The 22500-nt window shown below is 63.8% G+C and carries 21 protein-coding genes and 2 tRNA genes; 10 read left to right on the top strand and 13 right to left on the bottom strand.

Annotated elements, in window-relative coordinates:
* Positions 1 to 192: 192 nt before the first annotated feature.
* Positions 193 to 867 carry a hypothetical protein gene (locus tag V6584_RS02165; protein ID WP_340468789.1) on the top strand — a complete coding sequence of 225 codons (675 nt, stop codon included), beginning with the start codon at positions 193 to 195 and terminating at the stop codon, positions 865 to 867.
* Entirely contained in the window at positions 864 to 1142 is a 279-nt protein-coding gene (locus V6584_RS02160) for a hypothetical protein (RefSeq protein WP_340468788.1), read from the top strand. Before V6584_RS02165 ends, V6584_RS02160 begins: the two co-directional genes overlap by 4 nt.
* On the opposite strand, the gene V6584_RS02155 is transcribed toward V6584_RS02160, so the two are convergent.
* On the bottom strand, positions 1133 to 3163 hold the full coding sequence (locus V6584_RS02155) for a GTP-binding protein (RefSeq protein WP_340468787.1): 2031 nt from the start codon (positions 3161 to 3163) through the stop codon (positions 1133 to 1135). The genes V6584_RS02160 and V6584_RS02155 overlap by 10 nt on opposite strands.
* Before the next feature lie 252 nt (positions 3164 to 3415).
* On the opposite strand from V6584_RS02155, the gene V6584_RS02150 reads away from it, so the two are divergent.
* Positions 3416 to 3814 (top strand): hypothetical protein, encoded by a 399-nt coding sequence (locus V6584_RS02150; protein ID WP_340468786.1) that lies wholly within the window; start codon positions 3416 to 3418, stop codon positions 3812 to 3814.
* Between the two features lie 52 nt (positions 3815 to 3866).
* Here V6584_RS02150 and trmB read toward each other — a convergent pair whose 3' ends face one another.
* Positions 3867 to 4706, bottom strand: coding sequence for a tRNA (guanine(46)-N(7))-methyltransferase TrmB (trmB, locus tag V6584_RS02145; protein WP_340468785.1), 840 nt, complete (start codon positions 4704 to 4706; stop codon positions 3867 to 3869).
* Positions 4707 to 4861: 155 nt separating this feature from the next.
* Between trmB and V6584_RS02140 the strand changes: the two genes are divergently transcribed.
* From V6584_RS02140 to V6584_RS02125, 4 genes are all read left to right on the top strand, one after another.
* Positions 4862 to 4935, top strand: a tRNA-Asp gene (locus V6584_RS02140).
* 42 nt (positions 4936 to 4977) lie between these two features.
* Positions 4978 to 5050 (top strand) — tRNA-Phe (locus V6584_RS02135).
* A 266-nt stretch (positions 5051 to 5316) separates the two neighbouring features.
* A complete protein-coding gene (locus V6584_RS02130; protein WP_340468784.1) occupies positions 5317 to 6273 on the top strand; it encodes a nucleoside hydrolase in 957 nt (318 codons plus the stop codon).
* A gap of 175 nt (positions 6274 to 6448) precedes the next feature.
* Positions 6449 to 7894: an MFS transporter gene (locus V6584_RS02125; protein ID WP_340468783.1), complete on the top strand. Its 1446-nt coding sequence runs from the start codon at positions 6449 to 6451 to the stop codon at positions 7892 to 7894.
* 245 nt (positions 7895 to 8139) lie between these two features.
* Here V6584_RS02125 and V6584_RS02120 read toward each other — a convergent pair whose 3' ends face one another.
* From V6584_RS02120 to V6584_RS02110, 3 genes are all read right to left on the bottom strand, one after another.
* Positions 8140 to 8652 carry a low molecular weight protein-tyrosine-phosphatase gene (locus V6584_RS02120; protein WP_340469700.1) on the bottom strand — a complete coding sequence of 171 codons (513 nt, stop codon included), beginning with the start codon at positions 8650 to 8652 and terminating at the stop codon, positions 8140 to 8142.
* Positions 8653 to 8738: 86 nt separating this feature from the next.
* Positions 8739 to 9410: a dihydrofolate reductase gene (locus V6584_RS02115; RefSeq protein ID WP_340468782.1), complete on the bottom strand. Its 672-nt coding sequence runs from the start codon at positions 9408 to 9410 to the stop codon at positions 8739 to 8741.
* 87 nt (positions 9411 to 9497) lie between these two features.
* Positions 9498 to 10373, bottom strand: a complete 876-nt coding sequence (locus V6584_RS02110; protein WP_340468781.1) for a thymidylate synthase — start codon at positions 10371 to 10373, stop codon at positions 9498 to 9500.
* Between the two features lie 270 nt (positions 10374 to 10643).
* Here V6584_RS02110 and V6584_RS02105 point away from each other — a divergent pair, with 270 nt between their 5' ends.
* Positions 10644 to 11057, top strand: a complete 414-nt coding sequence (locus tag V6584_RS02105; RefSeq protein ID WP_340468780.1) for an OsmC family protein — start codon at positions 10644 to 10646, stop codon at positions 11055 to 11057.
* Positions 11058 to 11188: 131 nt separating this feature from the next.
* On the opposite strand, the gene V6584_RS02100 is transcribed toward V6584_RS02105, so the two are convergent.
* The 4 genes from V6584_RS02100 to manA all read right to left on the bottom strand — a co-directional run bounded on the left by V6584_RS02100 (position 11189) and on the right by manA (position 15908).
* A complete protein-coding gene (locus V6584_RS02100) occupies positions 11189 to 12271 on the bottom strand; it encodes a universal stress protein (protein WP_340468779.1) in 1083 nt (360 codons plus the stop codon).
* Positions 12272 to 12417: 146 nt separating this feature from the next.
* Positions 12418 to 13182 (bottom strand): C40 family peptidase, encoded by a 765-nt coding sequence (locus V6584_RS02095; RefSeq protein ID WP_340468778.1) that lies wholly within the window; start codon positions 13180 to 13182, stop codon positions 12418 to 12420.
* Positions 13183 to 13292: 110 nt separating this feature from the next.
* The gene (locus V6584_RS02090) at positions 13293 to 14048 is read right to left on the bottom strand and encodes a CHAP domain-containing protein (protein WP_340486148.1); all 756 of its coding nucleotides are present in this window, start codon (positions 14046 to 14048) and stop codon (positions 13293 to 13295) included.
* Between the two features lie 426 nt (positions 14049 to 14474).
* Complete coding sequence (gene manA, locus V6584_RS02085) at positions 14475 to 15908, bottom strand: mannose-6-phosphate isomerase, class I (protein ID WP_404802583.1); 1434 nt, start codon at positions 15906 to 15908, stop codon at positions 14475 to 14477.
* 246 nt (positions 15909 to 16154) lie between these two features.
* Between manA and V6584_RS02080 the strand changes: the two genes are divergently transcribed.
* Entirely contained in the window at positions 16155 to 16409 is a 255-nt protein-coding gene (locus V6584_RS02080; RefSeq protein WP_340468776.1) for a DUF2530 domain-containing protein, read from the top strand.
* Here the strand turns inward: V6584_RS02080 and V6584_RS02075 are convergent.
* Positions 16375 to 17796 carry a sensor histidine kinase gene (locus tag V6584_RS02075; protein ID WP_340468775.1) on the bottom strand — a complete coding sequence of 474 codons (1422 nt, stop codon included), beginning with the start codon at positions 17794 to 17796 and terminating at the stop codon, positions 16375 to 16377. The two genes, V6584_RS02080 and V6584_RS02075, sit on opposite strands and share 35 nt — an antisense overlap.
* 227 nt (positions 17797 to 18023) lie before the next feature.
* Between V6584_RS02075 and phoU the strand changes: the two genes are divergently transcribed.
* A complete protein-coding gene (gene phoU / locus V6584_RS02070; protein ID WP_340468774.1) occupies positions 18024 to 18701 on the top strand; it encodes a phosphate signaling complex protein PhoU in 678 nt (225 codons plus the stop codon).
* 308 nt (positions 18702 to 19009) lie between these two features.
* Here phoU and V6584_RS02065 read toward each other — a convergent pair whose 3' ends face one another.
* From V6584_RS02065 to lysS, 3 genes are all read right to left on the bottom strand, one after another.
* Complete coding sequence (locus tag V6584_RS02065) at positions 19010 to 19750, bottom strand: phosphoglyceromutase (RefSeq protein ID WP_340468773.1); 741 nt, start codon at positions 19748 to 19750, stop codon at positions 19010 to 19012.
* A 64-nt stretch (positions 19751 to 19814) separates the two neighbouring features.
* Positions 19815 to 20795, bottom strand: a complete 981-nt coding sequence (gene menA / locus V6584_RS02060; protein WP_340468772.1) for a 1,4-dihydroxy-2-naphthoate octaprenyltransferase — start codon at positions 20793 to 20795, stop codon at positions 19815 to 19817.
* Between the two features lie 45 nt (positions 20796 to 20840).
* A complete protein-coding gene (lysS, locus tag V6584_RS02055; RefSeq protein ID WP_340468771.1) occupies positions 20841 to 22499 on the bottom strand; it encodes a lysine--tRNA ligase in 1659 nt (552 codons plus the stop codon).
* Position 22500: the final 1 nt, after the last annotated feature.

The raw sequence follows: 22500 nt of genomic DNA, 5'->3' as shown, positions 1-22500 counted from the left end.
ATGTCGGGATACCCGCCCGTCACTTTGACGGATTCCATGCGGATCAGCTGCCTTGAACCGTCGGGCACTTATTTGGATGTGCCTTTGCACAGGCTTGCATGACCCCCCTCCAAGACGACGGACCAGGCGTACACGTATGCCGCTTCCTGGCCATGCCTGCCAGAAGGTCGGCCAGGCCGCCGAACGGTCTCAATGGATCGAGGTTCAGCCCCTGATTTCCGCAGACTTGAACAGGAGCCCGCCCAGGGGCGGAAGCGGCGGAAGGCCTCGCCGAACCGGAGGAAGGCCACCGTGGCCAAGTATCACGGCAGTGCCGGCCAGGGTGTTGATATGGCCGAGCAGATGGACCAGGCCCGGGCCTTCGCCAACGGCCCCCTCCGCCTGGCACTGGCCCAGGGTGCCTCCCTGGATGCAGACTCGCGGCGGCGGGTGGCCGACCGCTTCGCCCGATTGACCGGCCTGGACGCCGATTACGTGATGAAGAACGACCTGAGGGTGCTGGACTTCCGTTTCCGCAAGGAACTCCTCTGCCAGGAGGGAAAGATCGTGGGTTGCTACGACGGGCGGACGGCCGGCTACGCTCTGGACCAGACCAGCGAGGATGTCACTTTCACGGTTGACGACACCTACTGGATTCCGCCTATGCAAGCCTATGCAACGCCTAACTGCGCGACGAACCGGGCTGGCGGGACCGGGAGGAGCGCAAGGGTTTCGCCGATTTCGATTTGGATTCCACTGAACCAGGCAAGAGCTGGAACTGGTGGCACAAGCTCCCGGACCATGCCAAGTCCTCCTGGGGGGACCAGATCCCCTTCCCGGATGTCACCCAGGACCTGGCGGCCGCCATCGCATACAATCCCACGATGAAGGTCATGATCGGCAACGGAATCTATGACCTGTGCACCCCCTTCGGCCAGGCCGAGTATGACATCGACCACCTGGGCCTGCCCGCCCCTCTCCGCAGGAACATCGCCTTCACCTACTATCCGGCCGGCCACATGCTTTACACCAGCCCGGAAAGCCTGGCCAGGTTCTCTGGCGACCTCAAGCGTTTCTACGCGACCGATGCGCCGGGATGGAGGGATTCAACGAACGCCCTGCGTCGGCCATGCCCCGGTGGCTGGACGCCTGACTATATGTAACGGCCGCCGTCCAGATGCATGAAATCCTCCACCCGGTTCCACTTGACCGTATAGCCGGCGCCGTGCGCGCAGAAGACCGAATCCGGTGTGTTCTCCAGATCGGATTCGGGGTCGTAGGCGGCCGCCCGGACCACAGCCTCCTGGTCGTGGCAGGGCCGGTATCCTGCTGAAATGCAGGTCAGATGCCCCCGCCCATGGGTGTAGGCGGTGACGTCAGGGGCGTAGTCACGCATCCCGGAGACGGGGGCCTCCCCCTCCAGTATCATGTAGTCCCCGTCGCCTGTGGGACTGACGAAGGTCCCCTCCATCCGCTGAATGTCGGACATTGCCCGTCCCAAGGACTCCCGGGGAATCTCCAGACGGAACCGATACCAGGGCTCCAGAAGGATGCTGCGGGCCTTCATAAGCCCCTGCCGGACCGCCCGGTAGGTCGCCTGGCGGAAGTCGCCGCCCTCCGTGTGCTTTTCATGGGCCCGCCCGTCGATAAGGGTGATGCGCATATCGGTGATGGGTGAACCGGTGAGCACCCCCAGGTGCTCCCTCTCCCCCAGGTGGGTCAGGATAAGCCTCTGCCAGCTCCTGTCCAGACGGTCCTGACTGCAGGTGCTGGCGAAGGTCAGGCCGCTCCCCCTGCCCGTGGGCTCCAGGAGGAGGTGAACCTCGGCATAGTGGCGGAGGGGCTCGAAATGGCCCACCCCTTCCACCGGGGATTCGATGGTCTCCCGGTAGAGGATGCTCCCCGGGCTGAAGTCCACATCAAGGCCGAACCGTCCGTGCAGTTCCTCCCGGACCACCTCCAGCTGGACCTTCCCCATCAGGCGGAGGCGGATCTCCTGCAGGCGGTCCTGCCAGACCACATGAAGCTGGGGGTCCTCATCCTGGAGGACCTTCAAGGCCTGGAGGACCCTGTGCGGTTCCTCATCCCCCGTCAGTACCGTGAAGGCCAGTACGGGCTCCAAGAGGGGGGCCGGTGCCTGGGGGCTTGCCCCCAGCCCCTGGCCGGGCCGGGTCAGATCCAGACCGGTCACCGCACAGAGGGTGCCGGCCGGCACCTGCTCGACCAGGTCATACCTGGCCCCTGAGTAGAGACGGACCTGGTCCACCTTCTCGAGAACAGGGTCCCCCTTGATGTCAAAGGATGGAGGCGGGCCGCCGGCGGGACCGGCGGCCCGGTCAGGATCGAGTCCCCCATGGCCTCCGTCACCGCCAGCCTCCCGGCCGGTCTCCAGTGCAGCCTTGACCTGGAGGCTGCCGCCGGTGACCTTGAGCCAGGTGAGTCGGTCCCCGTGTTCGTCGTGCGAAACCTTGTAGACACGGGCACCGAAGGCGGACGGGTATTCAGGTGCCAGTGTGCAACCCTCGAGGACCTCCAGGAGGCGGTCCACCCCGTCCAGTTTGAGGGCTGAACCGAAGAGGCAGGGAAAGACCTTCCTGTCTGCTATGAGGCGGGCCAGGCTGGAGGGAGCCAGGCCGCCCGTCTTCAGATACTCATCCATGCAGGACTCGTCCAGGAGGGCCATGTCCTCCAGCTCGTCCCCGGCCGGATCGCGCGAAAAGTCCGCACAGGCCGGGGACCACCTCCTGCGTATCCGGTCCAACACCCTGTCATGGTCGGCACCGGGGGAATCCATCTTGTTGACGAAGATGAAAGTAGGCACCCGGTAACGTCTGAGGAGCCTCCAGAGGGTCTCCGCGTGCCCTTGGATGCCGTCTGAGGCGGAGACGACCAGGAGGGCGTAGTCCAGAATGGACAAGGTGCGTTCCATCTCGGATGAGAAGTCCACATGTCCCGGTGTGTCGACCAGGGTGAGGTCCAGGTCCCCGTATTTCAACCTGGCCTGCTTGGAGAAGATGGTGATGCCCCGCTGGCGTTCAAGTGCATCGGTGTCCAGGTAGGCATCCCCGTGATCTACCCGCCCCAACTTCCGTATGCGGCCTGACCGGTAAAGCATGGCCTCCGACAGGGTGGTCTTGCCCGCATCCACATGGGCCAGGACCCCCAGGATCACCCGCTTGCTCACGCCCACCCGCCTTTCTTCCCCGGTCTTCTCCCGACGCGAGGTGCCGCGTCCTGCGATACGCGGCACCTCGCACCTTGCCGGCCGGGGCTCTCGGCCCGCAGGACCACCTGCTGACCCTGACGCATCCCCCACCTGCATGGACCAGCTTAGACCTGTCGTCCCAGGCGGGCCGACCGGAGCCCGCCCCCGTCCAAGACTGAGAAACGGGGCCGGTGAACAAGGGCGAAGTGGAGTATTTTATGAAGCATGCATATGGAAATCGGCAATCTTGCCGAATGGGTAACGGGTCTGGCGGAATTGGCCGCCGTGCTGACCACCCTCTTCTTCTCCTTCTACCAGAACTATTTCGACCGTAAGCACAAGCGCGGGCTGGCGGCACGTTCCCTGCGCACCCTGGCGACCTCGGCCATGGATTCACTGGCCGTCGCCGAGGAGGCGGGCGTCCCGCTGACATACGAAGCCAAGTCTGCTGACAGGAGCTACCACCTTTTCAACGAATGGTTGAGAATCAAGACCATAGTCGCCGACCCGGCCTCGGAACCCATCATAGATGCCGCCAACGAGGTGAAAGGGATACTGGACAACTGCACCAGCATGGACAGGGCCACCAGGCAACGGGTGGACAAGATACTCGGTTCCCTCCCCAGGTGAAGAGGCTCCCGTCCCCGATTGGCCGTACCGGCCAGGAGGATCGGCCATCCTGTCAGGAGTCAGAGAGGACAGGAAGGTCCGCCACCTGGTAGGTGAGGTCGTGTATGACCCTTCCCGCCCGGGCCCCCTTGCGCTCGAAATTGGTCAGGACACGGCCGTCGAACCGTTCCGACTCCATGAAGTCCGCATGCGGCAGCTCTGCCGCCTCCTCAGCAGTTCCCTTGCCCACGTGCCCGGTGGGCAGGCTCACATGCAGTCCGCCCCTGTTGGAAAGGGCCGGGAAACCGTCCAACACCTCATGCACGTGCAGGGCGTAATCCTCTATATCTGTGGCTATTCGCCACAGGCCACCGGGCTTCAGGCAGCGGGCCACATCTGCGGCCAGGGCGGGCTGGACCAGGCGACGCTTGTGGTGCTTCATCTTGGGCCAGGGGTCCGGGAAGAAGGTCCAGACCTCATCAAGGAAGGCGTTCCCTCCGGCCGAGAAGAACTCGGGGGCGTTGACCTGGGCCAGGCGGAGGTTGCCCAGCCCCTCCGGCCCGGCCAGGAGCATGGTATGGGCCAGGCCGGGCGCATAGACCTCCAAGGCCAGATAGTCCCTGTCGGGATGTGCGGCTGCCGCGGCGACGATGTTCTCCCCCTGGCCGGAACCGACCTCGACCACCAGGGGGGCCCGTCTCCCCCAGATGTCATCGGCCCAGGCACGGTCGAAGACCTGACCCGGGGAGACCCCCAAGGAACCTCCTCCTTCGCCGAGATCCAGCAGGAAGGCTGCAGCGTATTCGTCCCAAGCCCTCTCCAGCCGGTCGCTCAGCCTGTCCGAACGCCGCACATACGAGACAATGGACCGTCTGCCGGCCCCTCCGGTCTTCTGTTCACCCACATCCTCCATGTATATCCGATGGCCTGAATATCCCAAGGCCCGCGCACGGAACCGGCGACCGGCTTTCAGGGCCCTGCATCCTGCCGAGGGGAAGACGACGCGCCGGGGGCTTGCATTTGCCCGCCCTTACTGTAAGCTTTCCTCTTGGCTGTTCAAGCAGTCATGGCTCCGTAGCTCAGCTGGTTAGAGCGCCGCCCTGTCACGGCGGAGGTCACCGGTTCAAGTCCGGCCGGAGTCGCTCGGAATGATCGAACTCGTATAACGTGTTTGGTCCGTTCCTGGCTCTGTAGCTCAGTTGGTAGAGCGAGCGACTGAAAATCGCTAGGTCAACGGTTCGATCCCGCTCGGAGCCACCGGTTTTTACGCCTTCTGCTTTCCCCTTTGTCACATTTCATCAACCATGCACACCTTGCATCTCCGCTTCCCCATCTCGCGCGGACATGGACCGCCGTCGGGACCCCGTCTGCGCCACATTCCGCGCCGAATACTGTATACTGACCCTATACCGCTCACGGACCCCCTTCCGGGTCCACCGGCCGTCGACACCACTGTCGGCGTACGGCCAACGAACGGTCCTTCTTGACGGACGGCCCGCCAACGGAGAAAGGTAAGCAGCAGTATGCAAAAATTGATTCTCGACCTCGACACCGGTGTCGATGATGCCTTGGCCATCTCTTATGCACTTGGCAGCCCCGAGGTGGATCTCATAGGCATCACGGGAACCTATGGCAATGTCCTCCTGGATCAGGGGGTGCGCAACGCCCTGGCCATCACGGACCTCATGGGGCATCCGGAGGTGAAGGTATACAAGGGCCTGCCCCATTCCTCCACCGCGGACTCCTTCGAAGTCCTTCCGGTCTCGGCCTTCATCCACGGTGAAAACGGCATAGGCGACGCCGTCATCCCTGACTCCAACCGTGAGCCCGAGAGCGAACCTGCCGTGGACTTCATCATCGATGCCGTCAAGACCTATGGCAAGGACCTGACCTATGTGCCCACCGGTCCCATGACCAACATCGCCGCCGCCCTGAAGAAGGCCCCCGAAATCAAGGATGAAATAGGAAAGATCGTCCTCATGGGAGGGGCGCTGACAGTCTGCGGCAATGTGAACGCCTGGGAGGAGGCCAACATCTCCCAGGACCCCGATGCCGCCAATGAACTCTTCCGTTCTGGCGCACCCGTGACCATGGTCGGCTTGGATGTTACCCTGCAGACCCTCCTCACCTACAAGGAGACCGCGCGTTGGCGGAACCTGGGCACCCAGGCTGGGACCTTCCTGGCCGACATGACCGACTTCTACATCAAGGCCTATGAGACCACCTCACCCCACCTGGGCGGCTGCGGCCTGCACGACCCCCTGGCCGTCGGCGTGGCGGTCGACCCGACCCTGGTCACCTGCCTGCCCATCAACATGCAGGTGGAGACCGAGGGACCGACCCGGGGACGGACCATCGGCGACAACACCAGGCTGAACGATCCCCACAAGACCATGCAGGTGGCCATAGGCGTCGACGTGCCGCGTTTCCTCGACGAATTCATGACCCGCATCACCCGCCTGGCAGAGCAGAAGGCCTGATTGGACCCCGCCCCGGCCACTGCTGGCCGGGGCGGCTTTTGCACCGGTAGCCAAAAGCATTTATTTCAGTCCGGCCCCGGTCCCCAAAACCAAAAACGTAACCAAACAACCAAGAGCAGTCAATAGACCGCCGTCCGAATCCGACCGATCCGGACGGCGCACAAAGGAAAGAACAATGTCACAAACCGCGACAAAACCCGAGGTCGATCCCTTCGACGACCCGGAAACCAGCAACAAGATGGCGATCCGCGCCCTGGTCCTCCTGCTGATCACCTTCATTCTGGGCACTCTGTGCCTGCAGGGATTCAACCTCGTCTTCCAGCAGGTCGGGGACGATGTGGGCGCCCCTGCCCAGGCCTCACTGATCACGGCCCTGCCCAGCATCGTTCTGGGCATCGTCTGCTTCATATATGGCTCCCTCGGGGACTTCGTCTCCTTGAAGAAGCTGGTGGTCTTCGGGCTGGTCATCCTCTTCATCGGATCCCTGACCGGCTACATCGGCAACACCCTCTTCCCGGCCAACCTGTGGACCGTCATCATCGCCCGCATGTTGCAGACTGCCGGTGAGCAGGTGGCCGGCTCCGTCTACCTGGTCATCGCGACGAAATACCTCAAGCCCTCCCTCAAGGTGGTCTTCTTCGGCATCTTCACCGCCGGCTACCAGCTTTCGGCGGCGATCGGCATCTTCGCAGCCGGACTCCTGAGCGCCATCCACTGGCAGTATCTCTTCCTGATTCCGGCCGTGACCATCGTCTTCCTCCCCTTCCTTCTCAAGGTCCTGCCCAACAAGCGCGGCAACGGGGAGCAGATCGACTGGATGGGCTTCACCATCTTCGGACTGGCCACCGCCCTCCTGACCCTCTTCTTCTCCTATACCAACTGGTGGCTCCTGATCGCCTCCGCTGTCTGCTACGCGGTCTTCGGGGTCTACATCTCCAAGGCCAGGAACCCCTTCATCACCATCGACTTCTTCAAGAACAAGCGCTGGCTGATGGCCATCAGCCTGATTGTGGTCTTCTACTTCATGAACTACTGCATGTCCCCCATCTTCAATGCCGTGGGACGTGACATCTACCACATCTCGACCTCCAGGGTCTCCATGTACATAGTCTGGGCCTTCCTGGTCGCCGCCGTCCTTGGGACCACCTCCGGGGCGATCGTGGACAGGATCGGCCGCCGGCCCGCCATCATAGCCGCCGCCTGTCTGATGATCGTCGGCTTCGGCTGGTCCGCCTTCGCCATCCGTTCCGGTGTCATCATGCTGACCATGGCCGCCTGCTTCTTCTACGCAGGTGTCGGCCTCATGTACTCCCCGGTGATTTCGACAGTCCTGGATACCCTCCCCCAGGAGCAATCCGGACGAGGCGTGGGCATGAACGACCTGGTCATGAACGTGACCGCCTCCATCGGCATCGCCGTCATCGGCGGTCTCATGAACGGCACGTCGCTGTCCGGCGGGAGCATCACCGGTGCCAGCGGGAAGGCCGCCACCTACGGCAACCTCTTCCTGATCGGCGCCTGCGTGGTGATCCTGGGCCTGGTCATCTACCTGGTCTTCCAGAAGACCATCTACGCCGACTCCGACCAGGAGTCCGCCAAGCAGTCCGCGACCGCCGAGTAGGGGGGTGAGCCAGAGCAGGGCGCGTCTTTCCGGCCCTCCGGCTCCATTCCCACCCGCCACCCGGCGATGAAACAGGAGGGGGCGGTCACAAGCCGACAGCTGTCGGCTTGTGACCGCCCCCTCTTCCGTATCGGAACAGGATATCCGCTCCTGCAAGCGGGAAGGTGCCGTACCCCGTCGGATGGGCCGCCCGAGCAGGGCCCCTGGCCACCCTCCTGGTGCCGGTGGTCCTTACGCCCGGGGGATCATGAGCGGGCTCCATCGTCGGCGGACAGCTGCCCGACCACCCAATCCACGATGTAGGGGGCCGTGTGCTCGATCTGGTCTATGGCCACCTCGAATTCGTGGGGACCCCCATACCAGGGGTCGACCAGGTCCAATGCATCTTCCCGCCCCGGAGCCGGGGCGGGAAGGTCCGGGTCGAAACTCCTGTAGAGATGGACGGCAGACCTCTTGTCAGCCGGAAGGATGCGGAGGAGGGAGCGCATGTGGGCGGCCGTCATGGGCAGGAGGAGGTCGGACTCATCGGCCTCCTCGACACTGATCCTGTGGGCGAAATGGTCGCGGGGCACCTCGTACCCGCGCTCCCGCAGGACCTTCTGCGCCCTGCGGTCGATTGGGTTGCCGAATTCCTCGTCGCTCACCCCGCTGGACTCGACCCGGACCCTGTCCGGACCAAGTCCCCTGTCGTCGAAGAACTTCCTCAGTATCACCTGGGCCATGGGAGACCGGCATATGTTGCCCGTGCATACGGTCATCACCGTATATGGTCTGGTCAAGGGACCCTCCTCCAGCCTTTCCGGCCCTTCATGCCTGCCGTCGCCGCGGTTGCCGCCGTCCGTCATCACCGCACCTTTTCGTAGGTGCTGTATCTGAAGCGCGGAATCAACCGGGCCTGATCGGTCTTGGCGGGCCTCTTCCAACCACCCCTCTCCGTCACCTTCCAGAGGTGGTCGTGGACCAGCTCCTCGATGTCGGGGGCGAAGGTGTCGGCCGGGACCTGCACGTCCAAATCCGTCACGAAAGCCCTGAAGGCGGCCGGGAGGATGGACCGGAAGAGCTCCGCCCCGCCGATCACCCATATTTCGTGCCGGTCGATGCCGTCATCAGGTATGGCCTCCTGGCGGGCCAGTTCCAGGGCGGCCGCCGGGTCGCTCACCACCGTGCCCCCCGGGGCCTTGAAATGGACATCCGACGAGACCACGATGTTGTCCCGGTTGGGCAGGGGCCTGCCGCCGAGGGATTGCCAGGTCTTCCTCCCCATGATGACCGGATGCGAAATGGTCAGTTCCTTGAAATGCCGCATGTCCTCGGTCAGATGCCAAGGCATCGCACCGCCCTGCCCCATGGCCCCGCGGCGGCCGTCCATGGCCGTCGCCTGCGCCCAGATCAGATTGACCGAAGCCGGAACCTCCACTTCGGGGTTCCCCTCACGCCAATCGTCGTCACCTAAAAGCCCGGCATCACCGGGCTCGGGTTCGTGATAGCCGCTGCGACTACTACTGTCATGCTCCATCTTGTAGACTTGCTCCTTGTGAGTGGTTTTCCCCTATATGCTAATCATCGCCGCAGACGGGCGTGAGCTTAATGCCTCCCACCTGCATCAGACCGCGACGGGGGCCTTGATTGCAGGGTGGCAGCGGTAATCGACGACTTCGAAATCCTCATAGCGGTAATCGAACAGGGAGTCCGCCTTGTGCAGCTTCATGCGGGGGTATGGGTAGGGCTCGCGGGAGAGCTGCTCGAGGACCTGCTCTATATGGTTGTCATAGATGTGGCAGTCCCCCCCGGTCCAGACGAACTCCCCCGGCTCCAGCCCGGTCTGCTGGGCCATCATCAGGGTGAGGAGGGAGTAGGAGGCGATGTTGAAGGGGACGCCCAGGAACATGTCGCAGGAACGCTGATAGAGCTGGCAGCTCAGCCTGCCGTCGGCCACATAGAACTGGAAGAGGGCGTGGCAGGGGGGCAGGGCCATCCTGTCCACCTCAGCCGGGTTCCAAGCCGTGACGATCATCCGCCTGGAGTCGGGATGATGCCGGATCAGATCGAGGACGTTCTGGATCTGGTCGATGGTATGGCCGGGGTCGTCCGGAGTGGGCGCCGGCCAGCTGCGCCATTGCACACCGTAGACCGGCCCCAGCTCCCCCGTCTGGGGGTCGGCCCATTCGTCCCAGATATGGACCCGGTTCTCCTGGAGCCAACGCACGTTGCTGGATCCCTTGAGGAACCAGAGGAGTTCATAGGCGATGCCCCGGAAAAAGACCTTCTTGGTCGTGATCAGGGGGAAGGAGTGCGACAGGTCGAAGCGCATCTGCCGGCCGAAAAGGGATATGGTGCCGGTCCCCGTGCGGTCGGACTTGAGGTGCCCCTCGGACAGTATGGTGCGCACCAGGTCCTCGTAAGGGGTGGGTATGTCCGTATGGGGACGTCCCGGAATCCGTGCGCGGATATCCTGCAGCTGCTCTTCCGTCAAAGACATGAGGCCAGTCTAACAAGCAGGCGGAACGACGCCCCCGTCTTCCCCCCAAGGCTCAGCCGCCAGGCGGCTCCCGCCCTGCACCGGAGGATGCCCGAGGAGACGACGGGGCCGAAGGCTGTGGGAAACCGGTGACGTAAGGACCGGCGGCTTGACTCGGAAAATTAGGACCGACCGGTTAGATTGGATGGTGACGGCAGATCACGCATGACGCCCGGACGGAAACCCGCCTGGGCGGGAAGCAGGCCACAGGGCCTGCAGAAGGAGGCTGACATGGGCAAGAGACTGTGGGTGGAGCGTTCAGAAGACGGCACCTGGAACGCCTATTCCGACGAGGGCGCCCACCTCACGTTCGGCAAGGGAGAGGGCCAGTTCAACCCGGGTGACCTGATGAAGATAGCCCTGGCCGCCTGCGCCGGACTCTCCAGTCAGTTCGCGGTCGAGTCCGCCCTGGGCAAGGGGAAGGGGGCGAAGATCGTTGTCGACGGGACCTACAACCCTGACGACGACGCCTACCTGAGCTTTGACGAGCATGTGGACGTGGACGCCACATCGGCCGGTCTGGATGAGCAGGATGCCGCCAAGTTGGAGGAGAGGGTCAGAAGGCACATCGAGAAGTCCTGCACGGTCAAACACACCTATGAGCAGGAGACTCCGGTGAGGATGCAGATCAAGGTCCGGCACTGAGCCCCTCCCCGCTCCGCCGTGCTCCTCGGACCTCGGAAGGCGCCGATGACGGCTGAAGATGACGATCCCCCGCCCGATGCACTCGGGCGGGGGATCGTCATCTGTCGGACATCCGGTTCACGAGGCGTGAATCAGTCTGAATCCTTCCCGCTGTCCGACGACTCCCCGTGCAGGGGGTCGATGGCGGATTCGATGGCGGCCGCCTGGTCCGGGTCGGCCATGTCGACCGAGACCTTCTGAACGCCGGTGATTTCATCTATGGACTTGGTCTCCACATCCAGGCCGGCAACCGTGGCCGCCTTCAGGCCGGACTCCTCAGCCTCCACATACTTGCGCGGGACCACGTAGACCGGGCTGACCGCATGCTGCAGGAGCCCCTGGCTGGTCGATCCGAGCAGGAGCCCGGTGAAGCCCCCGCGGCCACGTGATCCGACGACAACCACGTCATGCGTCTTGCTGGCCTGCGTCAGGGCCTCCACGGCGGAACCGGGCACGACAGTCTTGTCGATCTTCAGGTCGGGATAAGCCTTCTGAAGGGGGTCGATGCGGGTCCCCAGATCATCCAGGTAGGAGTCCATGACGCTGCGCTCCTCGGCCGACCCCGTCCCCGTCAGCCCGGAAATGTTCGGAACGGCGGAGATGACATCCAACTCGGCCTTCCAGCTGTCGGCGAAGGCCGCTCCTATCTGGAGGGCCTTCAACCCCCACTTGGACTCATCCGAGCCCACGGCGACCTTTTTGATGTCGTTGCTCAGGTGCATCTGGTTGCCCTCGTCATCGGTGTAGGGGACCACGACGATGGGGCAGTATGCGTACGCAGGCAGGCTGGAGCTGGTGGTCCCCAGCAACCTTTCCGCCAACCCCCCCTTGCCCCTGTTGCCGATGACGATCAGGTTATAGTTACGGGACAACTCCACGAAGACCGAGGAGGGGTCACCCGTCACGATCAGGGTGGCGGCGTCCACCCCCTGCTCATCCGCTATCGCCTTGGCCTTGGACAGAATCTCCTGTGCATCGTTGTGGGAGGCCGTGTCGTCCCCCATGGTCGTGTAGCTGGCATCGAATGAGACCGCGGCATAACTCAGCGGAGAGTATGCGCACACTATCTGCAACATCAATCCCGCATGCTTGGCATAGTTCGCCGCCCACCAAGCGGCCTTGTAGCTGGCGTCGGAACCGTCAACACCGACGAGAATCGCCTTGTCGTTACCCATAACGACCTCCTTGCATGTGTGGCAGGGTTTGGAACCCGCCTTCACTCAACAGGATATCGCAGACGGACCGGCCCGATAAGCACAGCCGGGTCGCAAAAGTCGGAACGAGGGGAAACAGAGGACCGGCGGCCGTAAGGCCTATGGACTCAGAACAGGCGGCGGTAGGTCCAGCCAGTCCCGTAGATCTTCTGCTGGCAGACGGTCGTGCCGGGGTGGGGCGCATGGATCATGAGACCGTTGCCCATGTAAATGGCGACATGCCCGTTGTCCGCGCTGATCATGAGATCACCGGGCGCAGGTTGCGAAACCGCGACACCGGCGGATGCCTGGCCCTGGGAGGTCCGGGGCAGACCGATGCCGAAATGCGCGAAGACATACTGGGTGAAACCGGAGCAGTCAAAACCGCTTTCCGGGCTCGTGCCCCCGAACGCATAGGGGACACCCAGATACTGGAGGGCGTAATCGAGGACGGCCTGCGCATTCCCGCTGACGGGCGCCTCCTTGGCCACGGGTTCCTGCCGGACCTGGTCGCGGGCCTCTGACCGGCTGGGGAACTGCCCCTCGGTCCGCGCAGGCTGGGCCTGCCTGACCAGGAGGCGCTGCCGGTCCTCTTCGGCCTTCTTCTGAGCCTCCTGGCGGGCCTCCGCATCTTTCTCGGCCTGGGACTTGGTTTGCGGCACATCCATACTGCCTATTCCGCCCCAGTCCGTGTTTTCGTCGACCGATACCGAAGTGGATTCCGCCAGGAGATTGACCCTGACCTGATTGCCCGGAGTAAAGGACCTGGACGAGGTCACGGCATCTTTCGCACCATCGGCTGCACTGGCGATGGCCGGCCCACTGATCAGGAGGCCGCCGCACAGGGTGGCTGCAGCTGTCAGGACCGTGATTGTTTTGTGCGCTCTACTCATCGAGCACAAGATTATCACATACTCCGATGAATGCCCACCTGCAAATGTGAAGGATGATCCGGCTGTGGCCCCGACAGCACCGGCTGCGGTCTCAGCAGCGGCGGCCGATCTCAGTAGTGGATGAACTGCAGGGAGCTGACATTGGTCAGCGTCCTCGAGTACTGCTTGCCCTGCATGGCCTCTCCGCACTCCGAGGTGACGACGGAACCGTCGGCATTGATCTTCTCGACAATCGCCACATGGCCGTACTGGGGGCTTGAGCCCTCCTGCCCCGCCTGGAAGACGATGATGTCCCCGACGTTCCGGGGCACGTTGTCGACCCAGTAGCCCAGGGAGAGGGCGGAAGCCGCCCACATGCGGCCGTCGCCCATCCGCGAGCCGACGGGGAGGCCGAGCTGGTGTCTGCGTATGTAGACCCACCAGGTGCACTGGCTGAAGGCGTAAGCGTTGCCTGTGTCACCCGTGGGATGATCCGGGTTGAATCCCGCCGGGATGCTCTCCCGGTCTTTCTCCATCAGTGATGCGACCACCGGGTTGTTCGCCCCCGGCCGGGACAGTTGCGAGGTGTCGATGTCCTCGCCGCCAAGCTGCCAGGTCCCTTCACGATTGACACTGCTGACCGTAGACAGGGGGGCTCGGGACTGCGCACGGGAGACATCCTGATCGCCCACTGAGCGGGAACTGACGACGGAGGTTTCAGCGCCATCCGCCAGGGTGGGATAGGACAGGCCGGCGGGTTCCAGGAAGGCCACGGCTCCGGCCGCCGCTCCGGCCAAGGCGGCCATGGCTGATCCGGTCAGAAGGCGGGTACGGCGCTGGGCGGCCTTGGCGGCCATCCGCATCGAACGCCGCGTAGGCGGGGCCACACGGTTGAGCTCCACGGCAAGGGCGGCGTCTATGCCGTCGACCTCGGGGACAGGACTGAAATGGCTCGCGGCGGATAAGGACGCGGATTCTTCATCGCCACGTGACCGGAGGCCGAAAGAGCGTCGCTTGCGAGCGGCGTGTAAGGCCTTCGCCCTGTGTGCAGCATGTTTCATGTTCCATCACTCCCGTTGGCGTCCAGGTGCGACTTTCGCCCAGTCGAACGCAACATGACAAGCGAACACCATGAACAGGACAAGGCCATCCCAGAGCGAATTCCGACGCTCGTGCACCGGTCTGGGAAATCCGACGGCCATGGTGATTCCCTCTGCCGAGCAGTATTATATGTCCACTGAATCCAAGGGGACAAGACCGGTGTGCCTCCCGAGGGATGCCGCTTTCCGGGGCGGGCCCTGCGCCCGGCAACCTCAGCCCGGGGTCGAGGCAAGGAGGAAGGATCCGTGGGCATAGGATCCGGGTGCCTCCCCCCTCCTTCGGGCCAGATCGTCTGCGCCCGCCGGGGTGACCATGGATATGTCGATGCGCCCGTCGCTGGAGGGGATGAAGACGGCCTCCCCCTGTCCGAGAAGGACCGTCTGGGAACCTGCCTGGCAGCACAGGCCGCCCTCCGTGCAGAGGAGGATGCGTGGGCCCCGGCGGGGTATGACCAGCTGGCGGGGCCCAATCCTGTCGACCAGGTTTCCGTACCGATGGACCAGGGCGTTCATGAGGGGCCAGGTGGCCCCCTCCTCCTCCACATGCCCGTACACCAGCATGTATTCACGGATGTTGGGCCGATAGGTGACCATGTTGCGCATGATCAGGGTCGCCAGCATGGAGCTCGAGGGATCTATCGGGACCGAAGGTTGGCAGTCCAGGCTCTTCAGGAAGTCGGGCAGGTCCTTGTGCTTGGGAGTCATCCCCGCCCTGAGCACGTTGTCGGAGTTGGTCATGATCTCGGCCGCCGTCCCGTGGATGTACGCATGGGGGGTGCCGGCCGGTATGTAGACCGATTCCCCCTCCTCCAGGCAGACCGGGTTGAGCATGAGCAGGCAGAGGACGGACGGGTCGCCGGGAAAGGCCCGGGCGGCCTCCAGGGCGTTGGACAGGGCCGCCAGGGATCGGGCCCCTTTCAGTTCCCGCATGGCCTCCTCCAGCGCCTCGCATATCCCCTCCCCCTCTTCGGGTGGAGAGGTGACGGCCGCATGGAAGGCGCGGAAGATCCTCCGGCGGGAATCCGGCCAGGTCAGCGATGACACTGGCATCATGGCATCCGCCTGGGCGAAGCGTTCGGGTGGCACCCCCAGACGGAAGGTCCTGGCAGTCAGGGCATCGGCCATCAGGCGGGCCAGGGGGTGGTCCACGGCCCTGAGGAGGGTCAACTGGCCGGAAATGGGGACGAAGCCCACCGAGGCCACGAAGGGCTCCAGGGCCACGACCATCTCGTTCTTGGCCAGGGTGTCCTTGAAGGAACGGTCCGAGGCCTGCCTGGGCACCCCCAGGGCATTCTCGCGGTTGTATCCCGCCCGGGCTTCGAAGTCCAGCGGATGGACCTGGAGGGAGAGGGGAATGCGGGCCGATATGACCTTGAAGAGGTAGGGCAGGACCGGGCCGAAGGATTGCGAATCCCTCTCCCCCAGCATGGTGGCCGGATCCCTGCGTATGGCCTGGGTCAGAGCGACCTGCGAACCGTCTGGCAGGGTCAGCGGCGAAGGCGACTCCTCATGGCCGCTGAACCACATCTCGGCCAGGGTTTCGGGCACGTCCGCCGGTCCGGGTCCATGTTCCACATGAAACATGTTCTGCAGGCGATCGTGCGAACCCCAGGCATACCGTTTCTGAACGGCTTGGATCGGATACACGCACAATCTCCTCTCGGCAGGTGCCGAATCCCGGATTGGGGGTCTCCCGCACATCTTCCAGTCCCAAGTCATGATATGACATGCCTGCCCACCAGGCCAAAACCACAGTCGACCGGCCCGGCGAGGCCAGCCCCCCAGCCGGTCGGAAAGGCTCCTTCCACCTGGAAAAGGGCCGGTACGGAGACGATTTCCGGACCGGCCGTGGAGATTGCCCGTCATGTCCCCGCATCGTATACAGTTGGGCTTATGAAACTGGCACCCATATTCAACCCGGATGCGCGCCGACCTTCGCCCAAACCGGTGCAGGTGGACCTGCGCAAGGTGTTCGTGACGGGGACGGTCCTGTGGGTGCTGGCTTTGATTGTTTTCGGCCTGCTCAAATACCTTGGCTACTGTACGGTCAAGCCTCTCATCGTCTCGATATCGGGGGTCTGCATCGGTCTCATCCTCCTCATCTGGGAGTATTTCAACCGTTGGGATTACCGCCGTCTGGCCCGCTAGGCCCGCCGGCTGAAGCCCCGACCCCGTGACTGTCCACTGACACCGGCCCGGCCAGGGGGAGGATCAGGCTGAAGGTGCTCCCCTCGCCCGGCGAACTCCAGACCTTCACAGAACCGTGGTGGGTCAGGGCCACGTGCTTGACGATGGCCAGGCCCAGCCCGATTCCGATGGCCGTACGTCCATTCTGGTTGTCGGCCCGGTAGAAACGCTCGAAGATTCTGCCCTGCTCGGACTTGGGTATGCCCGTCCCCCTGTCGATGACACGTATCACGGCGTAGCGGCCGTCCGGCGAGGGGTCGGCCACGAGGCTGACGGTGGATCCGGCAGGAGAGTATGAAACCGCATTCTCGACCAGCTTGGCCAGGGCCGCCCTTATCTGCCCCCCGTCCCCATGGACCGTCAGTCCTTCCCGGCACTTCCGTGCGAGGCAGACCCCCTGGTCACGGGCGGGGCCCTCCTCCTCGGAGAGGACCCTGGCGACCTGTTCGGCCACGTCCAACCGGTTCCGCTCGCTGGGGGCTATGGGTTCCTGCGCCCTGATCAGGAGGAGGAGGTCATTGAGGACGTGGCTCAGATACTCGCTGTATCGCTGAACGTCCCGGGCATCGGATTCCACCTGCGTCAGATGGTCCCTGATGAGCCCGACGTCGACTCCCTCCAGGTCGGAGGTCCTCCTGATCTGGCCGGCCAGATGCCCCAGGGCCTCGACGGGCTTGAGCAGCTGACGGGAGACGTTGGTTATGAAGGCATCCCTGGTCTGGATGAACCGGACCGAGTCGCTGACGTCGTTTATCAGGACGACGACGAAGGAGTCGCTGATTTTCCCCACCGTCACATTGAGCCAGTTGGGGCGTGTGACGGGCTTGGGACCCGCGTGGGCCGTGTCCCCCGAACCGTCTCCCGGTGAGGGGACGCCCCCGGCCCCCTCGGAGGCATCCGTCCCGCTCCCCCCTCCGTCTTCGTCTTCGCCGCCCTCGTCCCCCTGCTCCTCCAGGGCGTCCATCAGTCCCCCTTCGGATGCACCTCCGTCCCCTTCGGCACCCGGGTCAGCCCCTGCGTTGAGTGTCACCTGGGCGGGGAGGGCCGTGAACTCATCAGGGGTCTGTGTGCTCAGGCGTAGGGTCTTCTTGCCGCCGGATGCCCTGACCGCCCTGATGGCATCCATGACCCTCCCGTCGCAGATCTCGTCATTGCGCACGATGCCCAGCCTGTAGGAGTCGGAACTGGAACGGATGACCCCGTCATCCGCGTCGACCACCACCGAGGCGGTGGGAATCATGGACAGAAGGGCCTCGGTGGTCTCGTCCAGATCCTCGTCGACCTCCTCATCCCCCTTCCGCCCCTCCCCGGCGAACAGTCCTCGCACCTTTGATGCCAATGATGTCATGGGTCCTCCCTGAACTCGTGCGGGTGTGCAGGGGCCGGCCCCATGCCGTTACGAGGACGTGCGGGAGCCGGAAGGCCTTGGACCACCCCACACCATTCTCGCATGAAGATGCGGGACAATAGGGCAGGAGGGACCGATGGGCCGATGTCACCGCCTGTCCGCTTTCCTGAGGGCGGTCCGTCGCATAGACTTGTCAGCAAAGAGCACAGGATCGGAAGGCGGATGAGATGCGGGTTATCTTCAACGAGGAGCTCGGCCAGGTGGCGGATGACATGGACCGGATGGCCTCCAGTGTGAGGGATGCCATACACAGCGCCGGCCACGCCCTGCTTGATCCGGATGTGGACGTGGCCCAGGAGGTCATAGACGGTGATGCCCGCATCGACAAGCTGGAGTCCAGCATCATCGAGCAGTGCGTCAGGCTCCTGGCCAAACAGAACCCTGTGGCCACGGATCTGAGGGTGGTCGTCTCGACCCTCAGCCTGTCGGCCACCTTCGAGCGCATGGGCGACCTGGCCCGGCACATTGCCGAAATCTCCCGCAGGGCCTACCCCCAGTCCGCCCTGCCGGAGCAGGTCCTCCCCCTTTACCGTCAGATGCAGGACTTCCTTGACACCATGGCCGACCGCCTGGTGGCCATGCTGGCCGACCGTGACGCCAAGATAGCCGAGCAGATCATCGTCAGCGATGACGAATTGGACCGACTTCACGAGCAGTCCTTCAACTACGCCCTGTCGGACCAGTGGGAGGGGAGCAAGCAGGAGCTGATCGACATGGTCCTGGTGGCACGGTTCATGGAGCGTCTGGGGGACCATGGGGTCTCTGCCGCCCGCCGGGTGGTTTACATCGTCTCGGGCTTCGACCCCACCAAGGATCCCAAAGCCCTCGACCTGGATCTGGACTGAATCCGGGCCCCCGCCTGAGGCACCGGCACCGGGACGGGAACCGGCAGCACGGAGAACAGGCGGGTCGGAGCAGGCCCCCTGGAGACGACTGGTGAGACCGGATCGGCCGCGCCACATGCGGAGGGGATGCCCCGGTATCCATCCCGATGGGGACATTTGGTCCGTGGCCGCGCCATGTGCGTAGGGGTGCCCCCCCCGCGCATGGCACTTGGGTCCTACTGCGCCGAGGGGCACCGAGTGCAGACAGACAAAGGCCCCCGACCGGAATGGACCGGTCGGGGGCCTCGCTTCAGTTCAAGGTCATGCCGTCACTTCTGGCCCTGTGCAGCCACGGCTGCGGCACCAGCCGCCGCGGCCTCGGGATCCAGGTACTCCCCGCGGGGCTTGATGGGCTTGAAGTTCTCATCCAGCTCATAGACGAGGGGGATGGCGGTGGGGATGTTGACCTTGGCGATCTCCTCCTCGCTCAGGTTGTCGAGCATCTTGACGATGGCACGCAGAGAGTTGCCGTGGGCCGCGATCAGAACCGTCTTACCGGTCTTCAGCTCGGGGATGATGTCGCTCTCCCAGTAGGGGGTCACCCGCTTGACCACGTTTGCCAGGGCCTCGCAGCGGGGCACGTCGACACCGGCATAGCGGGGGTCGTGGGCCTGTGAAAACTCGTCATCCGGGTCGATTTCCGGCGGCGGGGTGGCATAGGAACGGCGCCAGAGCATGAATTTCTCGTCGCCGTACTCCTCGCGGATCTGGGTCTTGTTCTTGCCCTGAAGGGCGCCATAGTGACGCTCGTTCAGTCTCCAGTCACGCTTGACCGGAATCCACAGGCGGTCGGCCTCGTCCAAGGCGATATTGGCCGTGTTGATGGCGCGACGCAGGAGGGAGGTGAAGACGATATCGGGCAGGACACCCTTATCCTTGAGGAGCTTGCCCCCCTTCCTGGCCTCCTGCTCACCCTGTTCGGTCAGCGGGACGTCCACCCAGCCGGTGAACTGATTGGTGTTGTTCCAAGCGCTCTGGCCATGCCGGAGCAGTACTAGTTTGTATGTCATACAGCCCAGTTTATGCGTCCGCGCAGACCAATTCCACACCAGGCGGGAAGGGACGGCGCCTCTCTCAGACCAGCTGCAGGAGGAGGCCGACAGTCCAACAGAGGGCGCTGACCAGGGTCCCCCTGCCGGCGAGGGCAAAGGCGCGGGACTGGTTGCCCTGGGCGAACCTGACGCAGATGAGGATGAAGAAGGCGGCGATCGGGATGACGATGATCAGGGCCGGGAGGCTGACCGATCCGAACCGCCAGTAGACTCCGATGAACTGTACAAGGGAGATGACGATGCTGAGGGCATAGACCGCATAAACGGATATCCGGGCCGCCTTGTCCCCGACCAATACGGCATAGGTGTGCTTGCCGGCGGCACGGTCGGAATCCATGTCCCTGTAGTTGTTGAGCATGAGCAGACCGACCGCGTTCAACCCGCAGACGCAGGCTGCCAGGACCCCCGTACGGTCCACCGAACCGATGACGAAGTATTCGGTTCCCAGGGTGGCGACCAACCCGAAGAAGATGAATACGCTCAACTCCCCCAGCCCGTGATATCCGTAAGGGTGCCGCCCTCCCACATAGAACCACCCGGCCAGGAGGCAGCAGATGCCGACCAGGATCATCCACCAGTGTCCGGTGATGGCCATGACCGCCAGTCCAGCCAGGCAGGTGACGGTGACTGCGACCAACATGGCCTTGAAGACGGTCCGCGGGTCCACACCGGAGGCCACCAGACGTTGGGGCTTGCCGGAAACGGCCTCGGCCGACCCCCGGTGCTCATCGGTCCCCCTGATTCCATCCGAGTAGTCGTTCGCAAAGTTGGCCGCGATCTGCATGGCCAGCGCCAGGACGACCAAAAGGAGGAAGACGGCCAGGACCTGCCCCATGCCGGGCACATCGGCCTGGACCTGGGGTTTGGCGGTCGGCGAGCAGACGGACGTGCAGGCTGCCTGAAGGCGGGACCTCACCAGGAGGGCGGCCGCCGTCCCCACGCAGACCGGGGCGACCGAGGCGGGAAGGGTCTTGGGCCTCATGCCGTTGAGCCAGAGCTTCATGTCCATCCTTTGCCTCGCTTCCTCTCCGAATCCCCTGCTTGCCCTTCAGTTGATGGGCTTGACCAGGGGGAAGGTGATGGTCTCGCGGATGGTCGCACCGGTCAGGGCGATGAGGAGGCGGTCGATTCCCATCCCCATGCCTCCTGCTGGGGGCATGCCCACGCCGAGGGCCTCGAGGAAGTCCTCGTCTATGTCCATGGCCTCGACATCACCCTGGCTGGCCATCTTGGCCTGCTCCACGAAGCGCTGACGCTGTACGACCGGGTCGTTCAGCTCCGAGTAGCCGGTGGCCAGTTCGAAGCCGCGCACGTAGAGGTCCCACTTTTCGACGACCCCCTTCTTGGTCCGGTGGGCCTTGACGAGCGGGGAGGTCTCCACGGGGAAGTCCCTCACGAAGGTGGGTTCGTATAACTTGTCCTGCCAGAAGTGCTCCCAGAGGTGCTCCACCAGCTTGCCGTGGTTTTCGGCGGGCTCCTCATCCAGGCCCAGCTTGTCGGCTATGGTCCTCAGGCGATCGACGCCGGTCTCGGGGGTGATCTCCTCTCCGAGGGATTCGGAAAGGGAGTCATACATGCTGATCTGCTTCCACTCGCCGCCGAAATCGTAATGGTCGCCGTTCAGGAGCTCCACATTCAAGCTTCCGAAGGCCTCCATGGCCGACTTCTGGATCAGCTCCTTGGTCAGGTCCCCGATGGTGTCATAGGTGCCATAGGCCTGATAGGCCTCCAGCATGGTGAATTCCGGGGCATGGGTGCCGTCCACCCCCTCGTTGCGGAAGTCCCGGTTGATTTCGAAGACCCGCTCGATACCGCCCACCAGGCAGCGTTTGAGGAAGAGCTCGGGGGCTATGCGGAGGAAGAGGTCGATGTCGAAGGCGTTCATGTGTGTGGTGAAGGGCCTTGCGGCTGCTCCCCCGTGGACGGTCTGCAGCATGGGGGTCTCGACCTCGAGGAAGTCATGATCCTCGAAGGTGTGGCGGAGGGAGGAGACGACGGCGGACCGGCGGCGGACCATCTTGCGGACCCCATCGTCGACGATCATGGCCAGGTAGGGCTTGCGGGTCCTCTGCTCCTCCGTCAGTTCCTTGTGAAGGGCCGGCAGGGGCTGGAGGGCCTTGGCTGCGATATCCCACTCGGTGGCGAAAACCGAGAGCTCGCCGGTCTTGGATGCGATGACGCGCCCACGCAGATAGAGGTGATCGCCCAGGTCGACCAGTTGCTTGAAACGCTTGAGGGAGTCGGCCCCCACCTCACGCTTGGAGATCATCCCCTGGATCCTGGTGCCGTCACCCGAGGACAGCTGGACGAAGCAGAGCCCTCCGCCGTTGCGCAGGAAGAGGACTCGCCCGGCTATGCCGACGATGTCCTCCGTCTCCTGGCCGGCTTCCAGCTTGCCATCGTAGCGGTCGCGCACACTCGTGATCGTGTCGGTGACATTCAGGTGGACCGGGTAGGGTTCGACCCCGTCCTTGAGCATCTGGGCCCGCTTGGCCACCCTTATCTGCACCTGTTCGGGATGGCCCTGAGGACCGAATTCCTTGTTGGTCGGATCGATGGCTTCCTCAGGGGTGGCACCGGCATCGACCTTGGCGGTGATGGCCTCGTCCTGCTCAAGCAGGAGCTGTGCACGATGGATGGTGTTCATGCCCTGATCCCCGGGAGTGCTCTCAGCGGAATCTTCGGCGTTCTCAATAGGCTCGGTCATA

The organism is Bifidobacterium favimelis (assembly GCF_037963085.1).
GTDB lineage: Bacteria > Actinomycetota > Actinomycetes > Actinomycetales > Bifidobacteriaceae > Bombiscardovia > Bombiscardovia favimelis.
This window is presented reverse-complemented; position numbering and strand designations above follow the sequence as displayed.